Source organism: uncultured Shewanella sp., assembly GCF_947495455.1.
Classification (GTDB): Bacteria; Pseudomonadota; Gammaproteobacteria; order Enterobacterales; family Shewanellaceae; genus Shewanella.
On record NZ_CANLZC010000046.1, the window covers coordinates 1 to 19,471 of the forward strand.

Sequence of the window (19,471 nt, forward strand, 5' to 3'; positions counted from 1 at the left end):
ACAGCATAAATGCGCCTTGAATTGAAAAGCCTGAGAAGCTCTGAATTGATCATCTATATAATAGAATTGGTATTACTAGAGTAACTTTAACCTCTCAATAAGTTTATCTAATCCAGCTAACCCATCTGCCGACAAATAACCATTATTCACTAAAGCCATCTCTAATTGTTGAGCACTATTAGTCACATCAACAATCCCAGCAACACCAGCACACCCTTTTATTTGATGCAGTATATCAGCCAAGGCCTCCCAATTTTTTTCAACAAGCTCACGCTTACCTTGTTCAATCATTCGCGTTAACTCTTTAACCAACTTGTCTTTTAAGTCATCATCAAACACACTAAAAATAGACAATTCCGTTTCATCAATGATTTCAAGTGTAATATCCCTATCGATCTGCATTTCAGCAACTTTATCAAGCATCTGACCCAGTTTTTCTAATGTCACTGGTTTAGTCAAATAATCATTCATTCCAGCGGCAATAGCATGCTGATACTCTGTGGGTTCAGCATTAGCGGTTAATGCCAGAATCGGGCATTCAGTATCGAGAATATTGTCATCTCTTCTCCATTTTTCAGTGGTTTGATAACCATTGAGGCCAGGCATTCTTATATCCATTAATACCAGATCAAAAATCTGCCGCTTTCCTTTTTCTAATGCCTCCGTTCCCGAGCTCACTAAAGTCACGTCTTGTTTTAATTCTGCCAGCATCTTGCCAATAATGATCCTATTTGTTTCCACATCATCGACCAATAATATTTTCAATTTCCAAGGAAGGAAATGAGTCGGCGTTTCTTTCTCCTTAGATAAGGAACCTCCTTGTTGCAATTCTCTCAGTACGCGTAATAACCGGCCAGGTAAGTAGTTTAATTCCGAATTTTCCAGCTCAGGTAAAGCTTCTTCAATGGGTTCAGCCCCCCATTGCTTTATCTGCTCGTGAAGAAATTTAGGTGCAAGTACACGTTTATAGGGTAAACAAATAGGTTGACTTGGTGCCTCCAAAGGCAACATAAAAGTAAAGGTCGACCCTTTTTGAAATTCACTCACAACAGATAATTGCCCACCCATAAAAGACGCTAAACGGGTCGAGATGGGTAAACCTAACCCAGTCCCCATTTCTTGGTGATAGGTTTGTGCAAAAGGTTCAAATATACGGGACAAGTCTTGCTTTCTAATTCCCATTCCTGAGTCTGTCACATGAAAATAAACTGATGTCTCACTTGCTTTAACATCAAGCCTAATTAACCCAACATCAGTAAACTTAACGGCATTACCCAGTAAGTTGACCAATACTTGCCTCACTCGAACAGGATCAAAATTGGCTTCTTCGGGCACATTTCCACTTAAAAAGCATTGTAATTTGATCTGTTTATGAAAAGCGCGAGCTGATACTGTGCACATAGCATCATCAATCACCTGCAGTATCGATGTCACTTGCTTATTTAATTGAATTTGATCGGCTTCGATACGAGAAAAATCGAGTAAATTATTAATAATTGAAAGTAATGAATTCCCACAGTTGTAAGCAGTTTCCACTAAATCTTTTTGCTTAACCGATAATCTTGTCTGCCCCAATAGCTCTAATGAACCATTAATCCCATTTAAAGGCGTCCTTATTTCATGACTAATACTGGTCAAATGCTCAGTCTTACGTTCAGTGGCTTTTTCAGCTTTTAATTTAGCAATACCCAACTCAAGCGTTCTACGTTCAATTTCTTTTTCAAGATTATTGTAATTTTCTTTAATGGTATCCAATAAGCGATTATAGGCTGTGGCTATTTGATCTAACTCTTTCGTACTGGATGCAGGAAGACGCCTATCTAAAGTATCTTGAACATCATTGGTAATAATATCAACAAAATGACCTAGAGGTTTTGCAACATGGTATCTCAATGCCATCAGTACAATGACCAACATGACAAATAATGAAATCAATGCCCAAGGTAACTCTCTAAAGATTGGCGCTAACGCAATTTGCTTAACATAATCATTTGAAATCAGTGTCACTTGAAGCCAGTCAGGTCCTTTAATCCTCTCTTTGATAACATGAAAACCTGTAAAATCGGTTTCATTTAAATGACCTTCCATTAAATAGTTCTGCCTATCATATTGCTCAGTAAAATGCGCTAATTTCCCTTTTGTCATCGCCTCTGGTGATAGAGAAAACACTTTACCATTAGGGATCAGGAAAAAACTCAATGCTTCAGGACTCATAGTGCCAAAGGAATTTAATCCAATAACAGGCTCAAAATTAATGGTAAAGCCAATTTGTAAAGCATGAGGATCATTAGGACGTTCTGAATAACTAAAGCTTAAATTATAAGATTTAGACGCTTCATCCCATATCGGCTCCCCCCAACGGATCCCTTCGACTGACGTTTGCTTCGATAAGGTTCTTAATGCTTTTACTCGAGTCTTAAAAACGGCATCTGTTGTATCTGTTTGAGCGTATAAGGTGATGCCTTTTTCAGGTTGAATGATAAAAGTATCGATATAATGATGTTGTCCAGCACTGCCAAATGTCTGTACAAACCACATGTTCATCACATCTTGGTAATCTTTTGAGGCATTATTAAAAGGAAAGTATCGAGACACTATGCCTTTGGTATCAAAAATACCAATTTTAGAAAAACTGCGATGTAATTGAGTCAATCTATGAACATCTTCAATAGCATCATTAAAAAGACTGGTTATCACTTGTGCTTGCAAATGATTGGCTTCTCCAAAAGAAGCCAGCTTTTTATTTAATAAACTAGAATAGGTATTATTATAAGAAACCGTTTCTATCATTAACCAAAGTGCAATAAGAATGGCAGTAAAAGCAACAGTTAACTTCACTGTTAAAGATGTCTTCCACATTTTTCTGACCATTATGATGCCACTCCAATAAAATACAGCAAACCCAAGAATGAAACACGCCAACACGATATAACCGACATCAAAAAACAATTAACACCTACTCTATTCGATAGAATAAAAAAGAAACAATAAATAACAAAGATAAAACAAAATTAAAGATGAATGCGACTCATCAATGACCATGCTAAATAAATCGCTTACCTTTTCTACTTTTTGTATTATCTACCATTTTCCTTGCAATCTCTCCAATATTTAACATGACTATTGTATAGTATACATACCACTCTATAAAACTTAAAATTTCTCATTTTACTCGAGCTAAGGTGTTCACCTGATAGGTCTTAAAATCATTTCACCACATACTAAGCCTATAAAAACATTATCATGAGATAAATAATGATTAATCGGCTTATAAATACTGGTATTTTACGAGTAGAAAAAAATGAACATTCTCAAAAGAAAGCATTTTTGGCTGATAAAGAAGCCATACTCATTGATAAAAAAACGGCAGTCACTATCGGCATTGTATTAACACCCAATACAGCAAACCTTTCTCTATGGGCAACTCAAGCCACTTTATTACTCGCCGCAAGTAAAGAAAGCCACGATGCCGCAATTGAATACCGGAATGACAGTTGGATGCTTTGGCATTATTACGATACGCATCATGAAGATGAGGAACTTGAGCAAAAAAGCATTAAACACCTCGCACTGGGTCGTTTTCTCGAAAATGGATTAATTGATTAACCCTATCGAATGTCACAGGGAAAACAATATGAAAAAATTAATTGCTAGTAGCCTACTGCTCTTTTATGTCTGCTTGGTACAAGCTGCCCCGTTAACTGACATCCACTGGCAAGGTGAGCCCTTCATGCTCTTTAGTCGAGGAACACCACTGGCCTCTGTGATCCGCGATTTTGCAAGAAATTATAACGTTCCTGTGGTTGTAAGTGATCAAGTGACCGATCAATTTAGCGGCAAAATTCGCAATCAAACACCAGCAGAAATTCTTAATGAGCTGAGTCGTTACGGCATAAACTGGTACTATGTAAACGGTGTGTTATACGCTAATAAAGCTCACGAACTCAGCAATATGCTTATTCCACTGAATACGCTCACGCCGGAACGAATCAAACAATATTTATCTAATGCACAAATACTCGACGAAAATGTTTGTAGCATTAACTCAGCTCCAGGCATTCATGCCATTGAAGTATGGGGCGTGCCAGAATGTTTAAGCCGTGTTTCTAAACTCACAAGACAATTAGATGCTAATATCACTGAGCAATATCAAACGCGTTCAGAAATTGGTTTATTTCCACTCAAATATGCCTCAGCAAGCGATACGGTTTACGAGTATCGCAGTCAAAATGTCACTGTACCTGGTGTTGTTTCCATTTTACAAGACATGAGCAATACCATGAATGGTAACCCTCTAGGCAGCAACCCAGCAGAAGCCGCCCTAAACAAGAGGACGACTTTTTCTGCTGATCAGCGAAAAAACGCCGTCATTGTTAAAGGCACAGCCGCAGAAATAGCAGCTTACAAAACCCTCATTCAACAATTAGACACGCCAACGCCAATGATAGAAATATCTGTCTCTATCATTGATATCAATGCCTCTGATTTTAGACAATTAGGTATTGATTGGTCAGCCTCTGCGGGTAGTGTTGCATTTAATAATACCGCCGCCATTGCGGGCACTAGCGTATCCACTATTATCAGCGATACAGGCGATTTTATGATGGAAATAAATGCATTAGAAAAAACATCTAAAGCCAAAGTGCTATCTCGTCCCTCTATTGTCACGCTTGATAATGTCCAAGCCGTACTGGATAGAAATATCACTTTTTACACTAAAGTCTCCAGCGAAAATTCAGCGAGTCTAGAATCTGTCACAACGGGCTCTTTATTAAGAGTTACTCCACGCTTACTGAAAGAAGATGATCAACAAAAAGTCATGTTATCTCTTAATATTGAAGATGGACAGCAAACATCTTCAATTAGCAACGCTGAGCCCTTACCTCAAGTCGCGAGCTCTGAAATTGCCACTCAAGCCAAGCTAAAATCAGGACAGAGCCTATTAATCGGTGGTTTTGTTCAAGATAAAGATGAACTGGTCAACAATAAAGTGCCTTTTCTTGGAGACTTACCGCTTGTAGGAGGACTTTTTAGAAGTGAAGAAAGAAATATACAAAGAGTCATCCGTATTTTCTTAATTAAAGCTCAGCCAATTAGCCTCAGAGATTAATCATATGGCGTTACAGTACAAATTACTCTGGCTTAATGGGCCATTAAAAGGACGCGAATTGCAACTACCTTCAGGCCAATTAACCATAGGTAGTGATGGCGATATATTGGCCATGTTAGAGGGAACGGATGAAATTACGCTCGATATCAATGAAACGGACATCCTATTACACTCGACTGTACCAGGACATATTGATGCAGAAGAAACCACATTTGAATCAGCCTTACCTTTTCATAAAGCGATTGAAGTGGCTGGTGTTGCTTTTGTGCTCGCGCCCATTGATGAACCAATAACCCTTTCTGAGCTGCCTTCAACCCAAGTTGTTAACGTCAAAAAAACAGCCAAAAATAAATCCAATAAGACTCGAAAAAATCATTGGGGCTTGCTCATCCTAGCAAGTATTATCGCTTTATTAATTGCGTACACAATCACGCTATCAGCCCCTGAAAAAGAGCCTAAAAAAACCATTCAACAATGGACAAATGGACAAATGGACAAATATGGCCTTCCCCATATTACCACCCGTTGGTCATCTGATACACAAGTTACGCTCTCTGGATATTATGATGATACACAAAAATTTAACGCATTGACCGAATCACTCAAAGCCAAGAATATTCGACTCATACAAGATGCCGTTTTTATTAAACAGCTACTCAATAATGTCAAAATGATATTAACAGAAAATCATTATGCCAATTTACAAGTCACTGCTGACAAAAGCATTCCCGGAAAAATCAACATTTCAGGTGCAATTCAATCCGGTGAGCAATGGGATAACACTGCAAAAATGCTCAAAAATATTAATGGATTAAAAGAGTGGAAAGTCACCAATCAAGCAAGCAGTCAAGTAAAAGTACTCATTGACAAACTCAGAGATAAACACTTACTAGAGGGAATAATGGTAACAAGAGCCAATGAAACCATTCGAGTCACTGGCCAAGTCAATAATCAAGTTGAAACCGCTATTAATCATGTTATTACACAAATTGAACAAACGCCGACGAGCGTCTATCAAATACAATTTCTTAATATTCCAATACATGATGAATTAAACAAATTATTGCCGTCAGAAATTGTCAGTATCGGCGGAAACGCTTCGGATCCTTATATAGAGTTAGCAAATGGAGAGAGGCTCTGGAAAAAAACTCGCCTTGATAATGGTTATATTATTAACTTTATAGATGAATATGGCATCGACCTTAGCAATAAAGGTGAAGTCATTCATGTTCCTTTCATTTTTTAATCGAGTAAACAAGATGCCAAGTATTACCTCATTAGAAGAAAAAATAAAACAAAATGAAAATGCCAGCTTAATTTATTGCAAACAACTCAACCAAATGACACTGGATATATCACAACAAAAAAACATACATCACGAAACTTGGTACGAAGCCATTAACGCTGCAGAAAAAGTCATTAACACATTAGATTCACGTTATCGGAAAAAACAAAACAACAGACTGGTCTAACCAGTTTAAAGCAATAATGACATTTTTCGATATAAAAAACCTATAAAAAGAATAGTATTTAACCATCCTATAGGAGGAAAGTATGAATGCACCAACACCTGATGATTTAAAAGCCATGATGCTTGACTTAGAGCAAAGAAAAAACATCTTAGCGAAACACTTCAATCATTTTGAGCAACTACAAGCTGAATTGGAAGTTATCAATCAACGTGCCAATAAAGGTGATTCAACTGCGATAAGAAAGTTGGCCAATTTAAACAATGAATACCCTAATGGGCTTCAAGAGCCACAACGTAAAATATTAACGTCAATGAAAGCATTGGAGAATAATTTTAAAGATTTAAAGAGCCAATTCGGCAATTTAAATTCAACTCATCTTCAATTAAATAAAGACAACACAGAAGTTAACTTGCCTAAAAAAAATGGAATAAAGAAACCGAAAATAAAACAATTTTGTTGATATAAGCAATTAATATTTAAAATTGCTAATCGTAAAAAATAACAACTAACTTAATCGTTAATACTTAAACTCATATTCATTAAAAGTGGCTTTATCACCCGAATAAGTCAGTCGTTAATATATGAAATATATATATATAGGAAAATTAAAATGTCTGTCACTTTAACTAGTAGTGTCACCTCTTCCAGTAGCAGTAGTAGTCAAAGTGACTATATTAAAGCGACCAGTGGAAGCAATATCCTGTCACAAGGTATCGCCATTTTATATACATTTATGAATACACTTTCGAGTATGGCGGATACTGCATTTACCGAAATGCAAACTAAATCTGATGTCACCAATGAGGCACAAAAGTTACTCACTTATATTGATAACTCTATTGCTGATGCCACAACAGGTGACGTTACTGATGATGATGGTAATGGTGTCGCTGCGCTCGATTATAATACTTACACTTATATGGTCGAAAACAATATTGAGGTGGATGGCGTCTCCATCAACGAATACCTTGGGCTAAGTAGTGATTCTAGCGATAAAAATACGCTATATTCATCAACTGAAGTAGAGGCAAAAACCATTGATTCAGGCAGCCTAAACGCCATTAGAGCCGAAATAGAGTCGGTTTCTAATACAGCCTCCGATTATGTGTCCACATCCCAGTTAACCATTCAAAAACTCATGCAGACTTATAACGTGACCGTCAGTCTCATTAATAGTATGCAAACCTTAATCGCTGACATGTGTAAATCCATTGCACAAAACATTCGTTAACCCATAGTAAGCGAATGATATAGCCATCATCACTGAGTTTGATAAAGAGAGGCCGAACATGACAACAATAACCAGCAGCGACAGTATTACAGCAACCAGTGCGAGTGAAAAAACAGCCTATCAAACCGCAACCAGCGGCAGCAACATACTCTCACAAGGCATCGCGATATTGTATACCTTCATGGCGACCCTCTCTTCAATGGCTGATACAGCCTTTAGTGAGATGCAAACCAAATCTGATGTCACCAATGAAGCGCAAAAATTATTAACCTATATTGATAATTCCATTGCCGATGCGACAACAGCAGAGGATGGTTATGCTCAACTTGACTATGCCACCTACAGTTACATGATAGAAAATAATATTACTGTCGGCGGAGTCGACATTAATACTTATTTAGGGTTTGATTACTCAGAATATAACTACCTCGCGTCTGAAAGTGCCCTTGAAAAATGTGGCCTCGATTCTGGCGAACTCAATGCCATACGAGCCGAAATTGAGTCTGTTTCCAACACGGCATCGGACTATGTGTCTACATCACAATTGACCATTCAAAAGTTAATGCAAACCTATAATGTCACCGTCAGCTTAATTAATAGTATGCAAACCTTAATCGCTGACATGTGTAAATCCATTGCACAAAACATTCGCTGATTACTCACTCATATTAAAGAAATAATAACAATAACAAGGAACTTTTATATGACCTCAATCGCAACCGATACCAGCATAACCTCAAGTAATTCAAACGAGAAAACAAATTATCAAATTGCCACCAGTGGTCGCAATATTTTATCTCAAGGGATCAGTATTCTTTATACTTTTATGAATACGCTGTCATCAATGGCCGATACCGCTTTTAGTGAAATGCAAACCAAATCGGATGTCACTAATGAGGCACAAAAGCTATTAACATACATAGACAATGCGATTTCTGATGCCACCACAAGCGATAATGGTACCGCAACACTTGACTACACGACTTATGAGTACATGTATGACAATAATATTGAGGTTGATGGACAAAGCATTAATGAATATCTAGAACTTTATTTTACTGACAAAGCCAGTGAAGATGTTGCAACATGTAAACTACTGGACTCTGGACAACTCAACGCCATTAGAGCTGAAATTGAATCGGTATCCAATACCGCATCAGACTATGTGTCTACATCACAATTAACCATTCAAAAGTTAATGCAAACCTATAATGTCACCGTCAGCTTAATTAATAGTATGCAAACACTCATTGCAGATATGTGTAAATCCATCGCACAAAACATTCGATAAGGCAAAAAAACGAGTAAAAAGCAGTAGAGAACATGCAATGAAACAAGAAGATTTCAACACAATACAAACATTCTTAACAAAAGGCGGCGCAATAAAAATGCTTGCCAACGCTGATCAACAAGATCTGGATATTGTCTACCACTATGCTCAGCAATTAATGGCAGGCCATGATTTTGAAGGCGCCAAACGCATTTTGTATTTCCTCACCTATCTGGATCACTGGAGTTATGACTATCAATTTAACTTAGGTCTCTGTCATCAACACACTCAAGCTCATCTAGAGGCACTGGTTTGCTTTAGCCAAGCAGGCAAAGTCAAAATGACACAGCCTTACCCTGCATACCATGCTGCCTTAAGTTATCTTGCATTAGACAATCATGATGGCGCTCAAAAAGCCTTTCATGCCGCGCTAATTTGGTGTCATGACCATGTTCAATACGCCACATTAAAGCAGACCATTAATGAACATTTAAAAGGATTACACAAGGAAGCATTATGAGTACATCTACCGTCAGTAATAATTTGTCTAACACGAGCCAAACCAATCTCGATGCCATCACCGCAACCACGGTTGCCAGTATTGCAAAAACCAATTTGCCCAGTTGGAGTAGTGACACAAATAATACCAGTAGCTACGACTATATTGATAGTAACTTCAGTTTAAAAGAAGCCGAACAAGCAATACGAAATTTACTCATGCGGCTTGCTGACTTAAATACCAATGATGCGGCTGTCAAAACAGCCGATAATGCCACGCTAACCGCATTAACACTATCATCCTTTGAAAAGGTCTCCATGAATGACCTACAACTATTAATGGCCAATATCAGTCTTACCACCTTTTCAAATACCGCAGACACTGCGATTAAAGCCAGTGAATTAAGAACTGAGATACAAAAGTTCTTAAGCGATAAAAAAGTACAAGACTACCAAGATCAACTGGAAAAAAACCAAGAATTAAATGACAAAGCCAAAAAAGGCCAAGTGATTACTTTCTGCTTTGACTGGGCAGTCGCCGCAGCAGAAGTGGCCTATGGTATAGGAAAACTGGCCACAGCAGCGGCTACTGGCGATGCGTTAGGCATGGCCGCAGGGGCGGCTTATCTCACAGCCGGTGTTGCAGGCGCCGTCAAGGCAGGGGCTGAAATGGCACTCTATTATGGTGTCGGTGATGAAGACATGCTAAATGAGATGATCGATGTCGCAGGTAAAATACAGTTGGGCGCAGAAATCGCTGGTGCCGCGCTGGATATCATGCAAGTCGGTAAAGGCATTGCTGCAATAAAAAGCGCTCAAACTGGCGCAACCGCTACCATTGAAGCTGCCGCGCCACAAATTACGCAGCAAATTGCCGCTGCTGGCAGTAAAGAAGCGGCAACGGCTGCCACTAAAGTCATTGTTGAGCAAACCGCGGCACAAGTCACGAGCCAACTCACGCAAAATATTGTCAATACTACAGTAAAAACCGCCGTTGAAACTGCCGTTCAAAAAGCTATCGCAGAAACAGTTCAACATGCTATTCAACAAACAGTACAGATCACAGCACAAGAGCTCAGTAAACAGATCACCAAAGAGGTCATGAAACAGGCCGCCAAGGCTGTCGTAAGCGCTGCGCTATTTGAAATGGGAAAAATCGCCACCATTAGAGCCGCATCCACAGGCGGCAACCAAATTGCCCAAAATGCCATCAAGCTTGAGACCAATGAAATTAGCAATCAAATCAGTGAACTGATTGAAGACCAAAAATGGTGTCAATTCATCTATGACTGGTTTCAAACCCTTAAAGAACAACAAACTGAGGCCATGAAAACCGCCATTGAACAATCAAGTTCGGCGACGGAAGGCGCCAGTCAAGCAATCAGTGACAGCGGCAGTTTAAATGCAAGGATCGCCAGTGCCATTGTTGCTTAAATCATTTAACGACTCAAAAAAGTACACCTAACATAAACCAAAAACATCAACAATAAGAGAGAGATAACTATGAGTGACATCAATACTAATTATACCAACCCAATTGACACTACCAGCGCATCAATCATCAGTAGCAGTAGCAGCAATACGGATGATTTAACCAGCTTAAGCCAGTTACTATTGGAATTTCAGGAGTTAACAAGAAAAGCAACCAGCACATTACAGGAATTACAACCTCAACAACTGCAAAACCAATATGACATTCGTGTCGCGGCATTGCACAAACAACTAGATGCTATCGATACTGAATTACAAGCGGGCAATACTGAAGCGGTTATTGGCATGATTGGCGGTGTCATCACCACTTTAAGTGCCTTTGCACCTGTAGGATTTGGAGAAGTGGGCTCAACGGCGATTCAAACCGCAGCAAAAGGCCTTACAGAAGGCTTAACCAGCGCCAGTAAAACCTTAGATCTTACTTATATAATGGGGAAAGACAAAAATGGCATGTCACTCAATGAGCTGTCTCAATTGGCGTCCACATTAAGAGCTGAGTCAGAGTTTGTCACTCAAGGTGGCCAAGCTTATGATCAAATGGCAAACAGCACTAGCTCTAAAATCTCACAATTGCGTCAAGAGTTGACACAAACAAGCCAGCAACTTGTTCAGCTAATCGCTGGCCTTGAAAAAGCCGTACAAAATTAATTTTCTTTAAAAAATTTTGGTACGGGTTGACTGAACGCTTCAGCCAACCCGTTTTTCCACGCTAACAAGGAAAAGAATATGGATCCCGTTACTCGTTACCTAGCCCGTCAAGGCATAAAAACAACCGACGACTATTTTGAAAATAGTGCATTGCACTGGGGACAACGCTGGGAACACCCAATGTGGTCGCTCGTCTACCGAGTAGAAAATGATGTACTCATTTTTTGTGAGTTCAAAAGTAAAGGTGATCCCGTTGGCATTAGCAGTGCCGTCTCTCAGTTTATCAATAAAATCCGTGTACTGCGCCGTGACATTAAAGAAATTAAAGAGATCAGAGGCTTGATTATTGAAGATGGTGGCCACCCAAAAGATCGATTAACCCGCCAGGCCTTTAGAAAACAGTTTCTTTTACAGGGCGCTAAAGAAAGGATGATTGATGGCGATAATTGGCTCGTTTACTGAGCAGTTTTTATGATGAAAATTAATAAGCCACCTTAAAATAAATAATTTCAGGAAGTATTATGAGTAATATCGTTAATCTAAAATTTAATCAAGCTTTCCATATATTAGCTGAAGCTTTTTTTAAGCACCAATCACTCCCCTACCAACGCAGTGAGATATACGATCTTGCCCTCACCTTGCCCGGCGAAGAAACCACTCCACTTGTTCTTATGCCACTGAACCAAGATACTGGCCTCTTTTTGAGTAAGATCCCTTTCGAATCGACTGTCGATGAAGAGGTTTTACGTTTCTTTATGACACGAAATCAGCTTAATCAACAATCCTGTATTCAATATGCCCTTAATACTGATCAAGATGGCAACACTCATATTATGGCGCAATCCCAGTTCAACCTAAGCGCTATTGAGTTACCTGATCTCATTAATATTTATGAAAATTACATTACAGAACTGACACTGATTTCCCAGCAACTAGAAACACTAAAGAAGTAATATTATGCCAGAAGCCATAGTTAATCAGACACAAATACAGGCTATGATCACAAGTGCTTATCAGCCTGAAGAAAATGAAAAATATCAAAACGATCTCGACATATTAAAAAACTTTATTCAGCAACAAACAGGCGGTGAAAAGCTCAATGAGAAAACACTTACCGCAACAATTTTAGCACTTCCCGACTTAGTTGAGGGGGATACGAAAAGCTTTACTCATTATCAAAATACCGCACGTCACATTCACTCATATGCCAAAGCTATTAATGAATTTAAACAAGCAAACAACTCCTCACTAATAGAATCAAGCCCACAAAATGGTTCCAATCAAGATGGAGTTCATCTTAAAAAAGCCATTCAAGAAGGTTTAAAAAACGCACTCACTCCAGGTGAAAACATCAAGTTTAAAGGCAAAGAACTGTCCTTTGAATTTAATGTTAAACCTTTTGTCGAGAAAACAAGACCAACCGTCACAGGTAGCACAATTACAAGCGCAACCTCTTCATGGGGACCTGGTGTCACCAGTTTGACAGGTAAGGCAACTTCTAAACTTAACTCTGACATTGAAAAGCCTTTCCTCAGTAACCCTATGCATCGCACCATTGAAATTAACGGTGAAAAAACATTTGAATTTGGGCGTATGGGTTTTCTACAAAAAGGCCAAAGTAATGCATTTAGTCAATCTGTGGATATCTTAAAACAACGTACAGAGAAGGCACCAGAACTTCCTCACTTCGATTTGCGGCTTATGAATACCAATGCAAATGAGGCGCTGCTAGCTGAACATCAAACAACGATTAATCTAGCAAATAAACAGCGTGAAGATGATGGATTAGGCGAAATACAAACCTGTACAGTCCCAATCAACCAGAATGAAAGAAACGCCTGGACTCGATTCCAGTTTGGACTCGCTGTCATGTATAATAGCATAGACGCAGCCCCGAACCCTGTTGCAAAATTAGCAGCAGGCATTGTATTGGGCGGGTTAGGCTCTGTGCTTGCGGGGATTGCCACACCTTTTGTCGCCTTTGCTAGCTTATTTTCAATTGATAAAGCTTGTGTGAAAGAATGGGAAGCAGCTACGCCGAATATCGATAGTCAGCTTCAAAAATTTGAAAAATTGCTTGAAACGCAACCAGAAAATACAAAAGCTAAAGCCATTATTAACGAAACAAGAACTTTACTTGATTCTATTTCCCAAGATCTTAAGGGTAATCACGCCCCCAAAGGCACGGATGGCCTAATGCTCTCCGTTTTGTTAATGAAAAGTGCGGATGCATTGGGTATGTCCGTCTCCGAAGGCTGTAAGAGCAATAAAGACAGAGGCACTATTGTCGATATGATGATTCAAGCCTTAGAAATTAAAAATGCAAACAACCAAGATGATACGTATGAACGTTTAGACTTCACCAATAAAACGGACAGACATATCTTTAAACAGGTCGTTCAGGAAGCCGAAACCCGTCATACATCTGCCAACAATACAGGCATTGAAGGTAATATGTTTGAATCGGGTGATTTTCCAAGTATTTTAGGCTTTAAAGCCTTAAGATCCTTCGTAGGCATTGGTCCTTTAGGTAAAGCATAACCTTTACTGACGAAATTCATATCAACAGCCATCAAACGATGGCTGCCAATTTTCACATTGCACACTAATAAAACGAGATGACACAAAGTAACTAATACTACCTCATACATCATAAAAAGCCCCTTAATCCTAAATTAATCAAGCTCCTCATCATAATCCACATCCATCACGAAACGCAGTAAATCGGCAACAGGTTCAAACAGGCTTTCAGGGATCACATCGCCCGGTTTCACCTCTTTGTATAAGGCTCTGGCCAAAGGCACATTTTCCACTATTGGCACCCCAGCCTTTTCAGCCATTTTGATAATGTGCAGCGCCATATGATCTTTGGCTTTTTCTGTCACTTTAGGCAGTGGTGTTTCCCCTTCTTTATAATAAATACAAACCGCAAAATGAGTCGGGTTTCGCACCACCGCCGTCGCCGCCTTAACATTACCTGCCGCACCACTGTTAATTTCGCGCCCAACTTCCTTACGCTTATGCTTCATTTCCGCATTCCCTTCGGCATTTTTATGCTCTTGCTTAGTATCTTCTTTTGACATTCTCAGTTGCTTCATCACAGTGAAACGCTGAAAACCATAATCCGCCAAAGCAAACACGAGATAACAAGCAATAAAACTCATCCATAGCCAAGTGCCCATCTGAAAAGTGACCATTAGCCCACAAGTCTCACCACACAAAGGTAAATATTGAAATGAATTAACATATTGATGTAAAAGGTAATAAAATACACAACTGAGCACAATCACTTTAGTTAAGTTTTTGGCAAACTCAAATAAACTTTTAAACGATACTAACTGTTTTGCATTTTGCAAAACATTTAACTTTTTAAAGCTGGGCATCACGGCTTTTGAGGCCATTAAAGGGCCAATTTGAATCAGAGTTGATATGACAGTGGTCGCGGCTAACAGTAAACCCAATGCGCCCACATAACGAATGAAGAGATCGACAAATTCATTAACCACCAACCCCGATGCTTGTTCTAGCGGTAGGTTAATGCTGTTTATCATAACATCGATCATGTGAATAATGGCTTGCAGCATTTCTCGGCCATTATAAAAAAAATACGCCAAAATAACCGCCATTTGTATGCCCGTTAGCACTTCTTGGCTCTTAATCACTTGGCCTTCTTTACGGGCGTCTTTTATTTTCTTGGGGGTGGGTTTTTCTGTTTTTTCTGACATAGTACCCTGCTACTTATTCGGTGCCAAATAAAATAAATAACTGACCAATTTCTTTTTCAAACAAATGAATTTGCTCTAAATAATGAGTCAGTGCAAACTCAATACTATAAAGTAACAGTAACAAGACTAAGCCACTTTTAATGGGCATGGCTAAAAAGAAAACATTTAATTGCTGCGCGGAGCGGTTCACTAACCCTAATGCTAAATCCACCAGGATCATAATCACAATGGCAGGCATCGCAAAGCTTAAACACAGCGTCGACATCAATCGCCATTGTTTACTGATGAAATCCAATAAATCATTTGAAAAAAACAATTCAGAACCCACAGGTAATTGATTATAAGACTGATAAAGTGATGTCAGCAATTCATTAAAACCGCCCGAGACAAGGAACAATACGGTAAGCACTTGAGTAAACAAAATACCGTAAATTGAAGATTGCACATTCATTAGCGGGTTTAACACTGTGGCCATAGATGCACCACGCATGTTATCTATCACAAAACCTGCCATATCGATTGCCCAAAAAGGAATTGCCGCGCAAAAGCCTAAAAGAAAACCGATAATAATTTCTTTCGTAAACAATTTAGCGAGAAACCACATGTCCCCCTGCATTAAGGTGTCTTGCATATCACTTAGCACTGGAATAACAGGCATGGCAAATAAAAAAACCAATGCATTACGAATTAAGGTACTGCTCATTGCACCACCCTTAAAGATAGGCAGAAGTAACATCATACCCAGTGGACGCATCATGCACAGTGCAACAACAGGTAAGAACTGCATTGGATTATCCATTAAAGCCCTCTCACATGACTTATGTCAGCCAATGCCGCATCACACCATAAACTTCGGCATAATTCGGCATAAATAGTGTAATGAGTCATCCACTTTACAGTGAAACATTAGCCACCTCGCATGTGGCTAATTTGATCAAATGTCAAAGTGGCATAACTCAATAAAGCACTGCCCATCCAATGGTATGAGGCCACCAGCGTAATACAAACGGCCACTAACTTAATCAAAAATTGCAAGGTTTGATCTTGAATTTGCGTCAATGCTTGCACTAGGCTGACCATCACACCGACCACCGATGCCACCACCACCACAGGTAAGGATAACAAGAGCACAATCCAAAGCAGCTCAGAAGTTAATTTAATAATTAATGCTTCACTCATATCGATCCCATTTTACCCTATCGCAACCTATCTATTTAACGTCAAACAATGACAAGCCAAGATTAATCCTTCATCACACTCTTCAATCCCGTTTTATCCTGCTGACAATGTATCCACTTCACGGCAAACAATGGCCAGTCAAGATTAATCCTTCATCACACTCTTCAATCCCGTTTTATCCTGCTGACAATGTATCCACTTCACGGCAAACCATGGCAAATCAGCATAGCTCCTTAGTCCTACGCTTATGGTGAAAAGTCGCCATTTCATGAAAAAGAAATCATTAATTGTCCTATCAACTTTTCCCATCCCCCCATTAAAATGAAGATGAGTAACTTAAAAGGAAGGGAAATGGTCATAGGTGATACCATCATCATCCCCATAGCTAGTAGAATATTTGACACCACTAAGTCTATGGCAATAAACGGTAAGTAAAGTAATAAGCCTATCTTAAAAGCTTCAATAAGCTGGCTTAACGCAAAGGCTGGGATCATGACCAATAATGACTCTTTTGATAGAATGTCATGATATTTTTGAGGCCAAATTTTTTGACCTACATTGATAAAGAAGTAAGCTTGTTTTGTGCTGGTATTACGCGCTAAGAATTCACGATAAGGAACCAAGACTTGTGTATCAACCTTACTCATTAAATCGGGATCATCAAGGGTAATAGGGGAGACTTCAAGACTATCGTTAACCGCCATTCCTATAGGCGCCATAGTAAACAAAGTTAATACCAGAGCTAGACCATAAATCGCCATATTGGGCGGAATTTGCTGAATACCTAACGCATTTCGCAACATTGCAAAAACTATGGCTAATTTAAGAAAAGAGGTCCCCATTACGGCAAACAGCGGCAATAAAGATAAGCCAAACAACAAAATTATCAGCTGAAAAGGTTGATCGAGTATCGCCATCTAGCATCTCCTTTAGTCTAAGATGCCATGATGACGCTATTGTGTTTTTATCACTATCAGGTAAAAACCTGACATCAACCAAATGATGACGATTCAATTCAAATATTCTTCTATCTGAACCAATAAGCCTCCTCGCCCGCGTAACAATTTACCGATTGCTGTGATCTCAGTACCATGAGTCAGCTGTGCTTGACTGTACATATTGATTTCACCGGATAAACGATCCCCTTCCATCATACTGCCAATTTGAGCAAGGGATAATTGAATGCTCGCCAGTTTAACCACCAGAGGCTGATACATAAATTCAAGTTTATGGCTCATTTGTTCGATGATAATGCCGTTTTCATCGATATCATCCAGTGATACCACAGCAATCGGCCTATCCCACCATAACAAAGACTGACCTTGTTCTGGCTTAACATCCCCTTTGAGCCATTGACCTTCACTTACTTGAACGCGTTTAATCTCTGCGCTGGATTGCTCAATATAACCTGCGATTAAACTCAGCTCCACTAAAGGATCTTGCCCTCGAAAAGGTGACCATTGGCTTATCATGTCTTGATATAAATGAACGGGTAGCTGCAATAAAGCGCACTCAACCCCATCCAATGTCATTAATGGATAAATATCATCGGGCAATACCATCATTGTTGGCGTCGCCTCCAGTAATTCTCCCAACCAATCCCCAGCTGGCTCAAAAAGAACAGCAGAGACACACGCAAGTAATTCATCGGGTAAATCACCAGGCTCTGGCAATCCAGAGTAATTCTCAACAAGGGATTGCCAATCTGCGTGACGACACCAAATACCAACATTGGATGATTGCCCTTTCATCGGCCAAAAAAACCCCTCTCCAAATAAACGGGCAAGCTCAATTTTACAACGTTCATTTTGTAATCCCGTTCCAATTAGCTGACTTAGACTCAATAATTCATTCGCCGACACATTTCACCTCCAATGTCACAGGAATAGGGCGTGTTTGTAATTGTTCACTTAATTTATTCGCCACTTTATTGAGTGCATGCTCTTGACGTTCATTGGCAGGAAACAATTTTATTACAGCCTGATTTTGACGGTAGCTAGCTTGGATCACTAAGCCCATCATAGGCCCATTCAATAAGCGATAACATAACATATCGCCTTGACGCATAATCTCAGCACTGCCTTTACGAAAAACGCCCCCCTCTTGATTTAACATGTCGAGATCGGCTTTATTGATACTCGCTCGCGCTTGTTTATTCAACGCTTTTGATGTGGACATACAAAGCGAAAAGCGATGACGCAGCTCAGGATCGCTCTCTCCTCGCTCTTCCACTGACATGACTCTCATATATTGTGCCTTATGGACACTCAGACTATGACTCATCAAGTACCACCTTTAGTTTCTCTTGATCTTTCATGAGTTTTTGAATATCAAAATTCAACTTCACTATCCTTTGTTCAACATCGGCGAGTCGTTCTTTATGTTCAAGAATTGACTGCGCTAAAGCCCGCTCTTTTTGATACTGTTTCGCCAAGGCGAATTTAAAATCATCAAATTCACTCGGTGTTAAACTCTCTTCGGGTAATGTTTGCTCTCGTATCGCCAATAACACCGCTTCTCTTTGCTCAGTCACATTTCGAATATCCTGCATGATACTGGCACATTGCGCTTCTAGATCAACCAATAACCGTCTTAATTTATCTTCTTTTTGCTTACGAATCGTTACTAAACGAGAAAGCATCTTCTTGTCAGCTTCATCAATATCGATTGTTGACATTCCCTACTCCCTAACCGAGCCTTAGCCTCACTCACCACATCTGCAAGTAACGACGAGTAGTGAAGCTAGTAAAATGCTGTCTTCAAACGGACTGTGCTCATCGACATCTTACTACCTAACCAAACTCACAACGTCTGCAAGTGAAGAAATCTTTGCTCATCGACGCCTTG

At 39.4% G+C, this 19,471-nt stretch carries 22 protein-coding genes; 14 read left to right on the forward strand and 8 right to left on the reverse strand.

Features of this window, described 5'->3' with window-relative positions:
- Positions 1 to 75 precede the first annotated feature (75 nt).
- The gene (locus Q0791_RS13000) at positions 76 to 2,859 is read right to left on the reverse strand and encodes a two component system sensor kinase (protein ID WP_299006961.1); all 2,784 of its coding nucleotides are present in this window, start codon (positions 2,857 to 2,859) and stop codon (positions 76 to 78) included.
- A gap of 396 nt (positions 2,860 to 3,255) precedes the next feature.
- Between Q0791_RS13000 and Q0791_RS13005 the strand changes: the two genes are divergently transcribed.
- The 14 genes from Q0791_RS13005 (at position 3,256) to Q0791_RS13070 (ending at position 14,261) form a co-directional block, all read left to right on the forward strand.
- Complete coding sequence (locus Q0791_RS13005) at positions 3,256 to 3,606, forward strand: hypothetical protein (protein ID WP_299006963.1); 351 nt, start codon at positions 3,256 to 3,258, stop codon at positions 3,604 to 3,606.
- Positions 3,607 to 3,634: 28 nt separating this feature from the next.
- Complete coding sequence (locus tag Q0791_RS13010) at positions 3,635 to 5,110, forward strand: EscC/YscC/HrcC family type III secretion system outer membrane ring protein (protein ID WP_299006964.1); 1,476 nt, start codon at positions 3,635 to 3,637, stop codon at positions 5,108 to 5,110.
- A 4-nt stretch (positions 5,111 to 5,114) separates the two neighbouring features.
- Positions 5,115 to 6,356 (forward strand): type III secretion system inner membrane ring subunit SctD, encoded by a 1,242-nt coding sequence (sctD, locus tag Q0791_RS13015; RefSeq protein WP_299006967.1) that lies wholly within the window; start codon positions 5,115 to 5,117, stop codon positions 6,354 to 6,356.
- Positions 6,337 to 6,582 carry a hypothetical protein gene (locus Q0791_RS13020; RefSeq protein ID WP_299006970.1) on the forward strand — a complete coding sequence of 82 codons (246 nt, stop codon included), beginning with the start codon at positions 6,337 to 6,339 and terminating at the stop codon, positions 6,580 to 6,582. The genes sctD and Q0791_RS13020 overlap by 20 nt, the downstream gene beginning before the upstream one ends.
- A gap of 82 nt (positions 6,583 to 6,664) precedes the next feature.
- The gene (locus Q0791_RS13025) at positions 6,665 to 7,042 is read left to right on the forward strand and encodes a hypothetical protein (RefSeq protein ID WP_299006973.1); all 378 of its coding nucleotides are present in this window, start codon (positions 6,665 to 6,667) and stop codon (positions 7,040 to 7,042) included.
- A 150-nt stretch (positions 7,043 to 7,192) separates the two neighbouring features.
- Complete coding sequence (locus Q0791_RS13030) at positions 7,193 to 7,813, forward strand: secretion protein EspA (protein WP_299006976.1); 621 nt, start codon at positions 7,193 to 7,195, stop codon at positions 7,811 to 7,813.
- A 58-nt stretch (positions 7,814 to 7,871) separates the two neighbouring features.
- Positions 7,872 to 8,468 carry a secretion protein EspA gene (locus Q0791_RS13035; RefSeq protein WP_299006977.1) on the forward strand — a complete coding sequence of 199 codons (597 nt, stop codon included), beginning with the start codon at positions 7,872 to 7,874 and terminating at the stop codon, positions 8,466 to 8,468.
- A 48-nt stretch (positions 8,469 to 8,516) separates the two neighbouring features.
- On the forward strand, positions 8,517 to 9,104 hold the full coding sequence (locus tag Q0791_RS13040; protein ID WP_299006980.1) for a secretion protein EspA: 588 nt from the start codon (positions 8,517 to 8,519) through the stop codon (positions 9,102 to 9,104).
- 37 nt (positions 9,105 to 9,141) lie between these two features.
- Positions 9,142 to 9,603 (forward strand): CesD/SycD/LcrH family type III secretion system chaperone, encoded by a 462-nt coding sequence (locus Q0791_RS13045; protein ID WP_299006982.1) that lies wholly within the window; start codon positions 9,142 to 9,144, stop codon positions 9,601 to 9,603.
- Positions 9,600 to 11,015, forward strand: a complete 1,416-nt coding sequence (gene sctE / locus Q0791_RS13050) for a type III secretion system translocon subunit SctE (RefSeq protein ID WP_299006984.1) — start codon at positions 9,600 to 9,602, stop codon at positions 11,013 to 11,015. Before Q0791_RS13045 ends, sctE begins: the two co-directional genes overlap by 4 nt.
- 69 nt (positions 11,016 to 11,084) lie before the next feature.
- Complete coding sequence (locus Q0791_RS13055) at positions 11,085 to 11,720, forward strand: hypothetical protein (protein WP_299006986.1); 636 nt, start codon at positions 11,085 to 11,087, stop codon at positions 11,718 to 11,720.
- Between the two features lie 78 nt (positions 11,721 to 11,798).
- Positions 11,799 to 12,182, forward strand: a complete 384-nt coding sequence (locus Q0791_RS13060; protein ID WP_299006988.1) for a secretion protein — start codon at positions 11,799 to 11,801, stop codon at positions 12,180 to 12,182.
- A 59-nt stretch (positions 12,183 to 12,241) separates the two neighbouring features.
- Entirely contained in the window at positions 12,242 to 12,673 is a 432-nt protein-coding gene (locus tag Q0791_RS13065) for a hypothetical protein (protein WP_299006990.1), read from the forward strand.
- Positions 12,674 to 12,677: 4 nt separating this feature from the next.
- Positions 12,678 to 14,261, forward strand: a complete 1,584-nt coding sequence (locus tag Q0791_RS13070; RefSeq protein WP_299006991.1) for a hypothetical protein — start codon at positions 12,678 to 12,680, stop codon at positions 14,259 to 14,261.
- A gap of 134 nt (positions 14,262 to 14,395) precedes the next feature.
- On the opposite strand, the gene Q0791_RS13075 is transcribed toward Q0791_RS13070, so the two are convergent.
- The 7 genes from Q0791_RS13075 to Q0791_RS13105 form a co-directional block, all read right to left on the reverse strand.
- Positions 14,396 to 15,445, reverse strand: coding sequence for an EscU/YscU/HrcU family type III secretion system export apparatus switch protein (locus Q0791_RS13075; RefSeq protein ID WP_299006993.1), 1,050 nt, complete (start codon positions 15,443 to 15,445; stop codon positions 14,396 to 14,398).
- A gap of 13 nt (positions 15,446 to 15,458) precedes the next feature.
- Complete coding sequence (gene sctT, locus Q0791_RS13080; RefSeq protein ID WP_299006995.1) at positions 15,459 to 16,244, reverse strand: type III secretion system export apparatus subunit SctT; 786 nt, start codon at positions 16,242 to 16,244, stop codon at positions 15,459 to 15,461.
- A gap of 107 nt (positions 16,245 to 16,351) precedes the next feature.
- The gene (sctS, locus tag Q0791_RS13085) at positions 16,352 to 16,624 is read right to left on the reverse strand and encodes a type III secretion system export apparatus subunit SctS (RefSeq protein ID WP_299006997.1); all 273 of its coding nucleotides are present in this window, start codon (positions 16,622 to 16,624) and stop codon (positions 16,352 to 16,354) included.
- Positions 16,625 to 16,890: 266 nt separating this feature from the next.
- Entirely contained in the window at positions 16,891 to 17,541 is a 651-nt protein-coding gene (gene sctR / locus Q0791_RS13090; protein WP_299006999.1) for a type III secretion system export apparatus subunit SctR, read from the reverse strand.
- Between the two features lie 93 nt (positions 17,542 to 17,634).
- The gene (locus Q0791_RS13095) at positions 17,635 to 18,486 is read right to left on the reverse strand and encodes a hypothetical protein (protein ID WP_299007001.1); all 852 of its coding nucleotides are present in this window, start codon (positions 18,484 to 18,486) and stop codon (positions 17,635 to 17,637) included.
- Entirely contained in the window at positions 18,473 to 18,907 is a 435-nt protein-coding gene (locus Q0791_RS13100) for a hypothetical protein (RefSeq protein ID WP_299007003.1), read from the reverse strand. Before Q0791_RS13100 ends, Q0791_RS13095 begins: the two co-directional genes overlap by 14 nt.
- Positions 18,897 to 19,301 (reverse strand): hypothetical protein, encoded by a 405-nt coding sequence (locus tag Q0791_RS13105; protein WP_299007005.1) that lies wholly within the window; start codon positions 19,299 to 19,301, stop codon positions 18,897 to 18,899. The genes Q0791_RS13100 and Q0791_RS13105 overlap by 11 nt, the downstream gene beginning before the upstream one ends.
- Between the last annotated feature and the right edge of the window lie 170 nt (positions 19,302 to 19,471).